Annotated in this window: 9 protein-coding genes; 8 read left to right on the top strand and 1 reads right to left on the bottom strand. The window is 68.9% G+C overall.

Features of this window, described 5'->3' with window-relative positions; genetic code table 11:
* Positions 1-23 precede the first annotated feature (23 nt).
* Positions 24-323: a hypothetical protein gene (locus ACFY7C_RS07825; RefSeq protein WP_389645314.1), complete on the top strand. Its 300-nt coding sequence runs from the start codon at positions 24-26 to the stop codon at positions 321-323.
* On the opposite strand, the gene ACFY7C_RS07820 is transcribed toward ACFY7C_RS07825, so the two are convergent.
* Positions 320-4,162: a GH92 family glycosyl hydrolase gene (locus ACFY7C_RS07820; protein ID WP_389645311.1), complete on the bottom strand. Its 3,843-nt coding sequence runs from the start codon at positions 4,160-4,162 to the stop codon at positions 320-322. The two genes, ACFY7C_RS07825 and ACFY7C_RS07820, sit on opposite strands and share 4 nt — an antisense overlap.
* A 383-nt stretch (positions 4,163-4,545) precedes the next feature.
* Here ACFY7C_RS07820 and ngcE point away from each other — a divergent pair, with 383 nt between their 5' ends.
* The 7 genes from ngcE to ACFY7C_RS07785 all read left to right on the top strand — a co-directional run bounded on the left by ngcE (position 4,546) and on the right by ACFY7C_RS07785 (position 12,836).
* Positions 4,546-5,985, top strand: a complete 1,440-nt coding sequence (gene ngcE, locus ACFY7C_RS07815; RefSeq protein WP_389645308.1) for an N-acetylglucosamine/diacetylchitobiose ABC transporter substrate-binding protein — start codon at positions 4,546-4,548, stop codon at positions 5,983-5,985.
* 68 nt (positions 5,986-6,053) lie between these two features.
* Complete coding sequence (locus ACFY7C_RS07810; protein ID WP_389645305.1) at positions 6,054-6,983, top strand: carbohydrate ABC transporter permease; 930 nt, start codon at positions 6,054-6,056, stop codon at positions 6,981-6,983.
* Between the two features lie 16 nt (positions 6,984-6,999).
* Entirely contained in the window at positions 7,000-7,950 is a 951-nt protein-coding gene (locus ACFY7C_RS07805; RefSeq protein WP_389645302.1) for a carbohydrate ABC transporter permease, read from the top strand.
* A 167-nt stretch (positions 7,951-8,117) separates the two neighbouring features.
* Positions 8,118-9,338 carry an ROK family protein gene (locus ACFY7C_RS07800; RefSeq protein ID WP_389645299.1) on the top strand — a complete coding sequence of 407 codons (1,221 nt, stop codon included), beginning with the start codon at positions 8,118-8,120 and terminating at the stop codon, positions 9,336-9,338.
* Positions 9,339-9,460: 122 nt separating this feature from the next.
* Complete coding sequence (locus tag ACFY7C_RS07795) at positions 9,461-10,558, top strand: substrate-binding domain-containing protein (RefSeq protein WP_389645295.1); 1,098 nt, start codon at positions 9,461-9,463, stop codon at positions 10,556-10,558.
* Between the two features lie 149 nt (positions 10,559-10,707).
* Positions 10,708-11,541 (top strand): ATP-binding cassette domain-containing protein, encoded by an 834-nt coding sequence (locus ACFY7C_RS07790; protein WP_389645292.1) that lies wholly within the window; start codon positions 10,708-10,710, stop codon positions 11,539-11,541.
* Positions 11,538-12,836 (top strand): sugar ABC transporter permease, encoded by a 1,299-nt coding sequence (locus ACFY7C_RS07785; RefSeq protein ID WP_389645289.1) that lies wholly within the window; start codon positions 11,538-11,540, stop codon positions 12,834-12,836. The genes ACFY7C_RS07790 and ACFY7C_RS07785 overlap by 4 nt, the downstream gene beginning before the upstream one ends.
* Positions 12,837-12,963 lie beyond the last annotated feature (127 nt).

The raw sequence follows: 12,963 nt of genomic DNA, 5'->3' as shown, positions 1-12,963 counted from the left end.
CCGGGGCACCTATCCTGCGCGCCATGGACGTCGACCACGATCCGGACCACGACCTCGACGGGCTCGACCGCGACGCGCTCCTCGCGGAGGCGAAGCGGCTGCGGGCCGGGATCCGCGCCCACCGCGACAGCACCGGACACGACCTGTGCTGGCACCACCCCCAGCTCTGGGGCCTGCTCCCCGAACCGATCGCGCCCGAGGTCGCCGTCCCGCCCTGGCCCCGGTTCCTGCGCGGCTGCGTCCGCTACCGCGAGGCCCTGGAACGCGAACTCCCCGCCGCGCCCACGCACGACCGGGAGTACGACGACGAGCGGGACCGTTAGCCGAGCAGCTCCACCTCCGCCAGCGTCGCGCCCGCGCCGACCGCCACCAGGCGGTACTTCGCGTACGAACCCGGCGCGGCGACCGAGAAGGCCCGGGTCTGCCGGTCCCAGGCGAACGACTCGCCCGTCCGCCGGTCCAGGTCCTGCCACGTGGTGCCGTCCGCCGAGCCCTGGAGGACCCAGCCGGTCGGCGCCGTGTCCCGTACGGACGAGGTCAGCGTGTACTGGACCGCGCGGACCGGCTTCGCCACCGGCAGCTCCACGGCGCCGGCCAGCGGCCCGGCCGTGGCCGAGGTGTCGTCGAACAGCGGACCCGCGCCCGCGCCCCCGACCAGGTCCGCGCGCGGTGCCGGCACCCGGTCGTCCTCGGTGACCGAGACCGGGGCCGCCGAGGCACCCGTGCCCCACGCCGACGGCTTCGGACCCATGTCGAACTTCAGCGTGCCGCCCTTCGCGAGCAGCTCGTGCGGCAGCGCCGTCGAGTTCCACCGCTTGCCGTTCAGCTTCACGCCCTGCACGTAGATGTTGCGGGCGCTGTTCCGCGGGGCCTCGACCACCAGGGTGCGGCCGTTGTCCATCCGCACGGTCGCCTTCGTGAAGAGCGGCGAGCCGATCGCGTACTCCCCGCTGCCCATCACCAGCGGGTAGAAGCCGAGCGCCGAGAAGAGGAACCAGGCCGACTGCTCGCCGTTGTCCTCGTCGCCGTGGTAGCCCTGGCCGATCTCACTGCCGGTGTAGAGCCGGGAGAGCACCTCGCGGACCTTCTCGGCCGTCCGCCACGGCTGCCCGGCCGCGTCGTACATGTACGGCACGTGGTGGGCGACCTGGTTGGAGTGCCCGTACATGCCCATCCGCACGTCCCGCGCCTCCGTCATCTCGTGGATGACGCTGCCGTACGAGCCGGCGAGGTCGGGGCTCGCCGTCTCCGGCGTGGAGAAGTAGGCGTCCAGCTTCCGCGCGAGGCCCGTGCGCCCGCCGTACAGGTTGGCCAGGCCGCGGGAGTCCTGCGGGGCGGTGAAGGCATAGCCCCAGCCGTTGGTCTCCGTGTAGTCGTGGCCCCAGATCCGCGGGTCGTACGACTCCGAGGGCACCCGCCAGGCACCCTTGGCGTCCCGGCCCTGGAAGAAGCCGGCGACCGGACCTGCGCCCGCGCCCGCCTTCGCGTCGAACAGCGTGACGTAGTTCCGGGCCCGGTTGAGGAAGTACGCCGACTCCTCCTTGTACCGCTGCTTCCCAGTCCTCTCGTGGAGCGCCTGCGCCATCCTCGCGATGCCGTAGTCGTTGAGGTAGCCCTCCAGCGACCAGGACAGACCCTCGTGCGTCGCGGTCGAGGCGTAGCCGGTGAAGGGGGAGGTGTCCATGCCCTTGCGGCCCACGCCCCGGCTCGGCGGCACGACCGTCGCGTTCTTCAGCGCCGCCTCGTACGCCGCCTCCGCGTCGAAGTCGACGCCCTTGACGTACGCGTCGGCGAAGGCCACGTCCGAGGAGGTGCCGGTCATCAGGTCCGCGTAGCCGGGGGAGGACCAGCGGGAGATCCAGCCGCCGTCCTTGTACTGCTGCACGAAGCCGTCGACCAGCTCGCCCGCCTTCTTCGGGGTGAGGAAGGAATAGGCCGGCCAGGTCGTCCGGTAGGTGTCCCAGAAGCCGTTGTTGACGTACGCCTTGCCGTCCACGATCCTCGCGCCGGTACGGGTCGGGGTGTCGGGCCCGACCGGTGCGGAGAAGGGGCTGGCGTACTTGTACGTCGAACCGACCTTCTCGAAGCCGGAGTTGGGGTAGAGGTAGAGCCGGTAGAGGCTGGAGTAGAGGGTCACGAGCTGGTCGTGGGTCGCGCCCTCGACGGTGACCCGGCCGAGCACCTCGTCCCAGGCGTCCTGCGCCCGCTCCCGCACGGTGTCGAAGCCGGTGCCCTCGGGGATCTCGTCGGCGAGGTTGGCCTTCGCCTGCTCGACCGAGATGAGGGAGGTGGCGATCCGCAGCCCGACCGTGCGGTCCTCGCCCGCGTCGAAGCGGAGGTGTCCCTTCACGCCTTGGGCGGCCGACGCCGTGACCGGCGCGTCGAAGACGCCGTACACGAACATCCGGCCCGCGCCGGTGGACAGACCGCTCTTCACGTCCGACCAGCCGCTGAAGGAGCGGGTCCCCGGGTCGAGGGTGAGTCCGCCCTGGTCGTTGACATTGTCGAAGACGACGCTCGCGTCGTCCCCGGGATAGGTGAAGCGCATCGCGGCCGCGTGGTCGGCCGGGGCGATCTCGGCCTTCAGACCGTTCTCGAACGTGACGCCGTAGTAGTGCGGCTTCGCCGTCTCGTTCGCGTGGCGGAAGGGCAGGGCGCGGGCCGACCGGTCGGCCGGCGGGGTGCCGGCGGCGGCCGAGGGCATCACCTGGAAGGTCTGCCGGTCGCCCATCCAGGGGCTCGGCTGGTGGCTCGCGGACAGCGCCTGGAGGGTGGGCAGGTTGTCCGCGTTGTTGCCGCGCGCGTACTCGTAGATCCAGCTCTGGGTGGCCGCGTTGGTCACCGGCGTCCAGAAGTTGAAGCCGTGCGGGACGGCGGTGGCGGGGAAGGTGTTGCCGCGCGAGAAGGAACCGGAGGAGTTCGTGCCGCGGACCGTCGACGCGTAGTCGGAGAGCCGCTCGTACGGCTCCCGGGGCGCCTTGGGCGCGATCGTGAGGTCGTCGATCCAGCCCTGGAACTTCGCCGGTCCCCTGGGGGAGTCGTACGCCACGAGGATCCGGTCCACGGTCTTTCCGTTCGCCACCTCGCCGATGCGGGCGGTGACCCGGTTCCACTGGTTGACGTAGAGGCGCTTGGCGGCCCCCTGCCCCTGCGGGCCGAGCAGCCCGCCGTGGGCGTCGCGGGCGCCCAGCTCGCTCAGATAGGTGCCGTCGGTGAAGGCCAGGTCGACGGAGACGTTCGTGGCCGGGTAGTTCAGGTCCGTCTCGGACGCCGGCATCGAGGGGAAGATCGTGTAGGACAGCTCGGTGTTCCGCACGATCCGGGTGTCGACGTCGAAGACCTTGTTGTACGAGTACGCCCGGCCCTCGCCCTTGTGGGTTCCGGCGTAGCGCAGCGCCCGCTTCCCGGTGAAGCCCGCGCCGGCCTTGGCGGTGGGGGAGCCGCTGGGGCCCCGGTCGGTGTGGCTGCGCATCTCCTCGGGGACGGGCTGGGAGGTGTCCCCGTTCGAGAACTGAACGTCGGCGAGCTGGGTCAGGCCCGCGCCCGCGTTCTTCGTGATCTCCAGGCGGTAGTGGGCGTAGGCGTTCGCGCCGCCGCCCGAGGCGCCCGGGATGTCGTACGTCCTCGTCTCGAAGCGCTTGGCGAAGCTCTCGCCCGCCCGGGTGTCGAGGACCGTCCACTCCTTGCCGTCGGCCGAGCCCTTGAGGGTCCAGTCGCGAGGGTCGCGCTCGGCGGCGTCGTTGGCCGAGGTCAGCGCGTAGGTCGCCAGCTTCACCGGCGCGTCGAGGTCGAACTCCAGCCAGGCGGTGGGCTCGAAGACCAGCCACTTGGTGCCCGCCTGGAGGTCGACCAGGTTCTCCTTCACCTCACCGGCGCCCGCGTGCTCGCCGCTGGCGCGCACGGCCACCACCCGGTCGGTGACATTGCCGGGGATGCCGGTGACGTAGCCGCCGTCGACACCGGATGTCCGCTTCTTTCCGTCGGGGCCGACCTCGATGGTGTTCCGCCAGGTCGGTGGCGTTTCGTCCGCTTCGAAGGAGGTCGTGAACTCCCGTCCGGAGTTGTCCGGTTGACCCGGAAGCGCCTGTGCCACCGCGGGGGTGAGGCTCAGGACCAAGGCCGCCGAGGCCGCCAGCGAGACCGCTCTGAAATGGGACCGCATGCCGTGTCGTCGCTCCTGCCGCTCGTTCTAGACAACGTTGTCACTCCGATGGCGCGAGAACCCAGGAGAAGGGCAACGGCCAGGGGGTGTCAAGGGTGTTGACGAAAGAGGGAGGGAGGAAACGGGGCAGAAACGGCTCGGATATCCCGCAGGTCTCAACTCGGAGAAGACTGCCGGGGAAAGCTGGTTTCGATCTTGCTCCCGCGAAGGGAAGTGGACTATACCTGTCGGCGTCCGACCCGTCGTATTACTGCACGCGACGGCCCGACGCCTGCACGACCCAGCTGCAATTGACCGCGGTGGCGGGGCCCTTCGCCTGAGGCGAGTGAAGTACGGGCGACCGGTACACCGCCTGAGTCCTGAATGAAGGCGAGGACTTGAGCATGGGATCCACCTCCGCCCCGAAGAACGACGGTCTCGGCCGTCGCGATCTGATCAAGCGTTCCGCCGCACTCGGTCTGATCTCGGTGCCCACCATGAGTTTCCTGTCCGCGTGCGCCTCCAGCGGTGGCGACAGCACGGACAACGACAAGCCCAAGGGCGAGAAGACCAAGGACAATCCGTTCGGCGTGGCCAAGGGCGGCAAGATCGACGTCGTCGTCTTCAAGGGCGGATACGGCGACGAGTACGCCAAGGCGTGGGAGGCCAGCTTCAACAAGAAGTGGGGCATCACCGCCACCCACACCGGCACCCAGGAGATCACCGGCAAGCTCCAGCCGCGCTTCAACGCCGGCAACCCGCCGGACATCGTCGACGACTCCGGCGCCCAGAAGATCAAGATCGACGTCCTGTACAAGAACGACCAGCTGCTCGACCTCGCCGAGGTCCTCGACGCGCCGTCGGTCGACGACCCGAACAAGAAGGTCCGCGACACCCTCATCCCCGGCACCCTCGACCCGGGCCTGCAGGAGGGCAAGGTCGTCGCCCTCAACTACATCTACACGGTGTGGGGCCTGTGGTACTCCGGCAAGCTCTTCAAGGAGAAGGGCTGGACGGAGCCGAAGACCTGGGACGAGTTCCTCGCCATCTGCAAGGAGGCCACCGCCCAGGGCATCGGCGGCCTCGCCCACCAGGGCAAGTACCCGTACTACATCAACGTCGCCATCATGGACCTGATCGCCAAGACCGGCGGTCTGGAGGCCATGAAGGCGATCGACAACCTCGACCCCAAGGCCTTCGTCGGCTCCGACGCCGCCAAGCAGGCCGTCGAGGCGATCTACGAGGTGGTCGAGAAGGGCTACCTCATGCCCGGCACCAACGGCCTGGAGCACACCGAGTCCCAGACCCGCTGGAACCAGTACAAGGCCGCCTTCATCACCTGCGGTTCCTGGCTGGAGAACGAGCAGATCAAGCAGACCCCGGCCGACTTCGACATGAAGTTCATGCCGATGCCGCTGCTGCCCGGCAGCAAGATGCCGTACGAGGCGATCCGCGCCGGCTCCGGCGAGCCCTTCATCATCCCGTCCAAGGCCAAGAACCTCGCCGAGGCCAAGGAGTTCATGCGGATGATGCTCTCCAAGGAGTGGTCGACGCTCTTCGCCAAGGAGGCCAACTCGCTCACCATCCTCGCCGACGGCGTGGACCCGAGCGTCAAGCTCCGTCCCGGCACCCAGTCCACCGTCGAGGCGTCCAAGAAGGCGGGCCCGAACACGTTCCGCTACCTGTACACCGAGTGGTACAGCGAGATGGACACCGAGATCCAGAACGCGTCGAACGAGCTGATGGCCAAGCGCATCCAGCCCGCGGAATGGCTCAAGCGGGCCCAGGCCGCCGTCGACAAGGCCGCCAAGGACCCGGCGTCCAAGAAGAACCGCCGCGACTGATTCGCGGACCCATCCCGCGCATCACGCCGGGAACTCTCGTCGCCGGGAACATCAGGGACAGGAACGCCATGCGCAAAGGGCAGTACACGTTCGTCACGGGATTCCTCTTCATACCCGTGGCCCTCTATCTGGTCTTCGTCATCTGGCCGTACATCCAGACGTTCGGCTACTCGCTGACCGACTGGAAGGGGCAGTCGCAGACCTTCTCGTTCGTCGGTCTCGACAATTACGTCGCACTCCTCGAGGACGACGTCTTCCTCGGAGCGGTCTGGCACAACATCCTGTTCCTGGTGTTCATTCCGGTGATCACCATTCTGCTCGCGCTCTTCCTCGCCTTCATGGTGAACGCGGGCGGCGGCGGCAGGGCCGGCGGCGTGTCCGGCGTCGCCGGCTCCAAGTTCTACAAGGTCGTCTACTTCTTCCCGCAGGTGCTCTCGCTCGCGATCCTCGCGGTGCTCTTCGGCGCCGTGTACCGCAGCGACACCGGCGGCATGCTCAACGGCATCCTGCTGAAGCTCGGCCTCATCGAGTCCGACCGCCCCATCGAGTGGCTCAACGAGCCCAGCTTCGTCCTGTGGGCCCTCATGGCGGTCGTCGTCTGGCACGGCGTCGGCTTCTACCTGGTGCTGTTCTCCGCCGCCATGCAGTCCATCCCCAGGGACATCTACGAGGCCGCGCTGATCGACGGCGCCGGCCGCGCCCAGTCCTTCTTCCGCATCACCCTGCCGCTGCTGTGGGACTCCGTGCAGACCGCCTGGGTGTACCTCGGCATCGTGGCGATGGACATGTTCGTCCTCGTCTCGACCATGACCTCGGGCGACTACGGCGGTGGCCCCGACCACCACAGCGAGGTCATGTCGACGGTCATGATGCGCAACTTCCTCTACTTCGGCAAGAGCGGCTACGCCTGCGCCATGGGCGTGGTCATGCTGCTCCTCACCCTGATCGTGTCCGTGGTCACGCTGCGCGCCACCCGCCGCGAGCGCCTCGAGTTCTGAGCGGGAGAACGTAACGATGACTGCACCCATCCAGAAGTCCGACGCGAGCCCGGCCGCCGAGGCCGCCGGCTCGGTGCCCCGGCAGCGGGCCGGCCGCAAGGGCAGCATCCCCGCCCCCGGCCCGGCCCGCGAGGGCGTCGTCCTGAACGTCTTCTCCCACGGCTTCCTCGCCGTGTGGGCCCTGCTGATCGTGCTGCCGCTGCTGTGGCTGGTGCTCAGCTCCTTCAAGACCGACTCCCAGATCGCCGGGTCGGCCTTCGGCTGGCCGTCGAACTGGTCCCTCGACGTCTTCGCCCGGGCCTGGGACAAGGGCATCGGCGACTACTTCGTCAACACCGTGATCGTCCTGGTGTTCTCGGTGCCGCTGACCATGCTGTTCGGCTCCATGGCGGCGTACGTGCTGGCGCGCTACGAGTTCTGGGGCAACCGGCTGATCTACTACTTCTTCGTCGCCGGCGCGATGTTCCCGGTCTTCCTCGCGCTCGTCCCGCTCTTCTTCATGGTGAAGATGCTCGGGATGCTCAACACCTACCAGGGCCTGATCCTGGTGTACGTCGCGTACTCGATGCCGTTCACCGTCTTCTTCATGCACTCCTTCTTCAGGACGCTGCCGACGGCGGTCTTCGAGGCCGCGATCCTGGACGGGGCCTCGCACACCCGGGCCTTCTTCCAGGTCATGCTGCCGATGGCCAAGCCGGGCCTGCTGAGCGTCGGCATCTTCAACACGCTGGGGCAGTGGAACCAGTTCATCCTGCCGACCGTGCTCATGCAGCCGCAGAGCGGTGACGACCCGGAGCGGTACGTGCTCACCCAGGGCCTGATCCAGCTCGAACAGCAGCAGGGGTACGCGACGGACCTGCCGGTGCTCTTCGCCGGCGTGACCATCGCCATGGTGCCGATGCTGGTGGTCTACCTGTCCTTCCAGCGGCAGGTCCAGGCAGGTCTCACTTCGGCCACGCTCAAGTAACGGTCCGCACCGCCGTACGGTCCGACAGGTCCGGCCCCGGAGAGTCGCTCTCCGGGGCCGGACCTTTTCGTTCCGAATTCCACTACCGTCGAGGACTTGACGACGACAAGCCCCACGAAGGAGCTTGGAGTTCATAACTTGTACACGTCGTAGGGTGGAGAGAGTCAATGGAGACTCCGGGGTCGCAGTCCTCGCTGCACCGGGCCAATCTGGAGCGGGTCGTCCGGGCGGTACGGATGGCCGGATCGCTCACCCAGGCGGAGATCGCCCGGGCGACGGGCCTGTCCGCCGCCACGGTCTCCAACATCGTGCGGGAACTGAAGGACGGCGGCACCGTCGAGGTCACCCCGACCTCCGCGGGGGGCCGCCGGGCCCGCAGCGTCTCGCTCAGCGGTGACGCCGGCATCGTCATCGGTGTCGACTTCGGCCATACGCACCTGCGGGTCGCGGTGGGCAACCTGGCGCACCAGGTGCTCGCCGAGGAGGCCGAGCCGCTGGACGTGGACGCCTCCGCCGCGGAGGGCTTCGACCGGGCGGAACAGCTGGTCAGCCGCTTGATCGCGGCCACCGGCATCGGCCGGGACAAGGTCGTCGGGGTCGGTCTCGGCGTGCCCGGCCCGATCGACGTCTCCTCGGGCACCCTGGGCTCCACGTCGATCCTGCCGGGCTGGAGCGGGATCAACCCCGCCGACGAGCTCTCCGGCCGCCTCGGCGTCCCGGTGCACGTGGACAACGACGCCAACCTCGGCGCCCTCGGCGAGCTGGTCTGGGGCAGCGGCCGGGGCGTGAAGGACCTCGCGTACATCAAGGTGGCCAGCGGTGTCGGCGCCGGGCTGGTGATCGACGGCCGGGTCTACCGGGGCCCGGGCGGCACGGCCGGCGAGATCGGCCACATCACCCTCGACGAGTCGGGACCGGTCTGCCGCTGCGGCAACCGGGGCTGCCTGGAGACCTTCACGGCCGCCCGTTACGTACTGCCGCTGCTGCAGTCCAGCCACGGCCCCGATCTGACCATGGAACGGGTCGTCCAGCTGGCCCGCGAGGGCGACCCGGGCTGCCGTCGGGTGATCGCCGACGTCGGCCGGCACATCGGCAGCGGTGTCGCCAACCTCTGCAATCTTCTGAACCCGAGCCGGGTGGTCCTCGGCGGCGATCTCGCCGAGGCGGGAGAGCTGGTCCTGGCGCCCATCAGGGACTCCGTGTCGCGCTACGCCATCCCCAGCGCCGCCCGGCAGCTGTCCCTTGCCCCCGGGGCCCTGGGCGGCCGCGCGGAGGTGCTCGGCGCGCTCGCCCTCGTCCTGAGCGAGATGGGCGATTCGTCGCTGTTGCACGGGTCTGCCAAGACCCTGGCCGGTGCCTCCGGAGCGAGGACGCCTGCCTTCACTTAGATAACGGATGGCACCGTTGTCATCTCGTTAAGGATTTACTCCTTGACGTCGACCCTGCGGCCGAGTTGACTTCCAGCCACCTCGGCCGCAATGTCGCGGCCTCGTCAGGGAGGCAACCCCACATGAACGCAGTGACGCGTCGCGTCGTCATAGGCACGGCCGCGGTTTCCATGGCCCTCTCCCTCGCCGCCTGTGGCCAGGCCGGCGACAACGGCTCCGGCGACGCGGGTGGTGACGGCAAGACCATCGGTCTGCTGCTGCCGGAGAACAAGACCACCCGTTACGAGACCTTCGACCGCCCGATCATCGAGGCGAAGATCAAGGCCCTCTGCTCGGACTGCGAGGTCAAGTACAACAACGCCGCGCAGGACACCGAGACGCAGAAGAAGCAGTTCGACGCGCTCGTCACCCAGGGCGTCAAGGTCATCATCCTGGACTCGGTCGACTACAAGGCCACCAAGTCCTGGGTGCAGCAGGCGGAGAAGAAGGGCGTCAAGGTCGTCGCGTACGACCGACTGGCCGAGGGCCCGATCTCCGCCTACGTCTCCTACGACAACGAGAAGATCGGCCGCCTCCAGGGCGAGGCCCTCGTGAAGGCGCTCGGCGACAAGGCCAAGGACGCCAACGTCGTCATGATCAACGGCTCGCCGACCGACCCCAACGCCCCGCTGTTCAAGAAGGGCGCCCACAGCGTCCTCGACGGCGGCGTGAAGAAGGTCGTCTACGAGCAGGACATCCCGGACTGGTCCCCGGACGAGGCCAACAAGAAGATGGGTGCCGCCATCGACTCCCTGGGCAAGAACGGCTTCCAGGGCGTGTACTCCGCCAACGACGGCATGGCCGGCGGCATCATCACCGCCCTCAACAAGCAGGGCGTCAAGGTCCCGGTCGGCGGCCAGGACGCCGAACTCGCGGGCCTGCAGCGCATCCTGAAGGGCGACCAGGCCTTCACCATCTACAAGCAGATCAAGCCCGAGGCCGAGACCACCGCCGAGATCGCGGTCAAGCTCCTCAAGGGCGAGAAGATCGACGACCTGGTCACCACCAAGGTCACCAGCCTGACCGGCGAGTTCAAGGACATCCCGGCCAAGCTCTACGACGCGCAGATCGTGACCAAGGAGAACATCGCCTCCACGATCATCGCGGACAACGTCTACAAGGCGGCCGACATCTGCACCGCCGAGTACAAGGCGGCCTGCGAGGCGGCGGGCATCAAGTAAGCCGCCCCGCCCCACGGAACCGGTCCGGCGCACCCCGCCCCGTCCACGCCCCGCATAGCGGGGGCGGGGCGCCGGACTCCCCTCGCGGTACCCGACGTACCTCGCAGCACTTCTCGCACCACATCCCCGCCGGTCAGGCGGCGAAGGAGATGATTCACGTGTCCGCTACGCCCGTGCTGGCGTTGCGCGGGGTCTCCAAGCGGTTCGGCGCCGTCCAGGTGCTCACCGATGTCGATCTGGAGATCCACGCCGGAGAGGTCGTCGCCCTGGTGGGCGACAACGGCGCCGGCAAGTCGACCCTCGTCAAGACGATCTCGGGAGTCCACCCGATCGACGAGGGCACCATCGAATGGGACGGCCGTCCCGTCCAGATCACCAAGCCCCACGACTCCCAGAACCTCGGGGTCGCGACCGTCTACCAGGACCTGGCGCTCTGCGACAACCTCGACGTCGTCGCCAACCTCTTCCTCGGCAGCGAGCTCAGCTCCGGCACCGTCCTGGACGAGATCGCCATGGAGAAGCGCGCCCGGGAGCTGCTGGACACCCTGTCCATCCGGATCCCGTCCGTCCGCATCCCCGTCGCCGCCCTCTCCGGCGGTCAGCGCCAGGTCGTGGCCATCGCCCGCGCCCTGATCGGCGACCCGAAGATCGTCATCCTGGACGAGCCCACCGCCGCCCTCGGCGTCGAGCAGACCGCACAGGTGCTCGACCTCGTGGAGCGGCTGCGCGAGCGCGGCCACGGCGTCATCCTCATCAGCCACAACATGGCCGACGTCCGCGCGGTCGCCGACAAGGTCGCCGTGCTCCGCCTCGGCCGCAACAACGGTGTCTTCGACGTGAAGGACACCACCCACGAGACGATCATCGCCGCCATCACGGGCGCCACGGACAACGCCGTGACCCGCCGCCAGGCCCGTAAGGCCGAGACCGCCGAGTCCGCCGAGTCCGCAGAGAACACCGCCGCGAAGGAGGACGCCCAGTGAGCGACCTCGCCAAGACCACCCCCCAGGACGCCCCGGACAGGGCCGCCCTGGAGTCCGCGGCGCCCGTACCGGCCGTCGACCCCCGCCTCCTCGTCCGCGAGGAGGGCCTCAAGGGCTACTGGACCGAGTTCACCCGCAAGATCCGCGGCGGCGAGCTCGGCTCGCTGCCCGTGATCCTCGGCCTGATCGTCATCGCGGTCGTCTTCCAGCTCCAGAACAGCAACTTCCTGTCCGCGAGCTCGGTCGCCAACGTCGCCGTCTACGCCTCCGGCCTCGGCATCATGGCCGTCGGCATCGTCTTCGTGCTCGTCCTCGGCGAGATCGACCTCTCCATGGGCTCCGTCGCCGGTGTCGGCGCCGCCGTCTGGGCCGGGCTCCAGGTGAGCAACGGGATGAACGAGTGGCTGTCCATCGTGCTCGCGGTGCTCACCGGCACCGTGATCGGCGCGCTGCACGGCTTCTTCTTCGCCAAGATCGGCGTCCCCGCGTTCGTGGTCACCCTCGCCGGCTTCCTCGGCTGGATGGGCTTCCAGGAGTGGCTGATGGGCGGCGAGGGCTCCATCAACACGCCGTCCGGCAGCGTGGTGGAGAACCTCACCAACTACTTCTTCGCCGACAAGATCGCCGCCTACGGCCTCGCGCTCGTCGCGATCGCCGCGTACCTCTTCTCGCTGCTGCGCGACAGCAGCCGCCGCAAGGCCGCGCTGCTCCCGGCCCGCCCGGTCTCCGAGATCGCGCTGCGCACCACCGTCGTCGCGGTCCTGGTCCTCCTCGTCGCGTACGTCATGAACGAGCCCGCCGGCGCCCGCGGCCTGCCGCTCGCCCTGGTGCTCTTCCTGGCCGTCCTGGTGACCGCCGACTTCGTCGCCCGCCGCACCCTCTTCGGCCGCAAGGTCTTCGCGGTCGGCGGCAACGCCGAGGCGGCCCGCCGCGCCGGCATCAACGTCGACGGGGTCCGGATCGCCGTCTTCGCGATCTCCGGCACCCTGGCGGCCTTCGGCGGCCTGTTCATCGCCAGCCTCTCCGGCGGCGCCACCAAGAGCCTGGGCGGCGGCAACACGCTGATGCTGGTGATCGCCGCGGCCGTGATCGGCGGCACCAGCCTCTTCGGCGGCCGCGGCAAGGTCTGGTCCGCGCTCCTGGGCATGATCGTGATCCAGTCGATCCAGCAGGGTCTGAACATGATCGGCATGTCCAACGCCATCCAGAACATGATCACCGGCGCGGTGCTGCTCGCCGCCGTCGTGATCGACTCGGTCTCCCGCCGTACGCAGAAGACCGCGGGTCGCGCGTAACGCTCACCACAGTCGCCCGGCGCCGAGAACCGGCGCCGGGCGCTCGCGCGTCCGCACCAGTGACCCCCTGTCGGGGGTATCGGCGTGTCGGCCGGGGGAATGGCGCGCAAGCCACGGCCCGATGCCC

The organism is Streptomyces sp. NPDC012769 (genome assembly GCF_042901205.1).
Lineage (GTDB): Bacteria > Actinomycetota > Actinomycetes > Streptomycetales > Streptomycetaceae > Streptomyces.
Note: the sequence above shows the minus strand (reverse complement) of the source record. Positions and strands in the feature narration are given on the sequence as shown.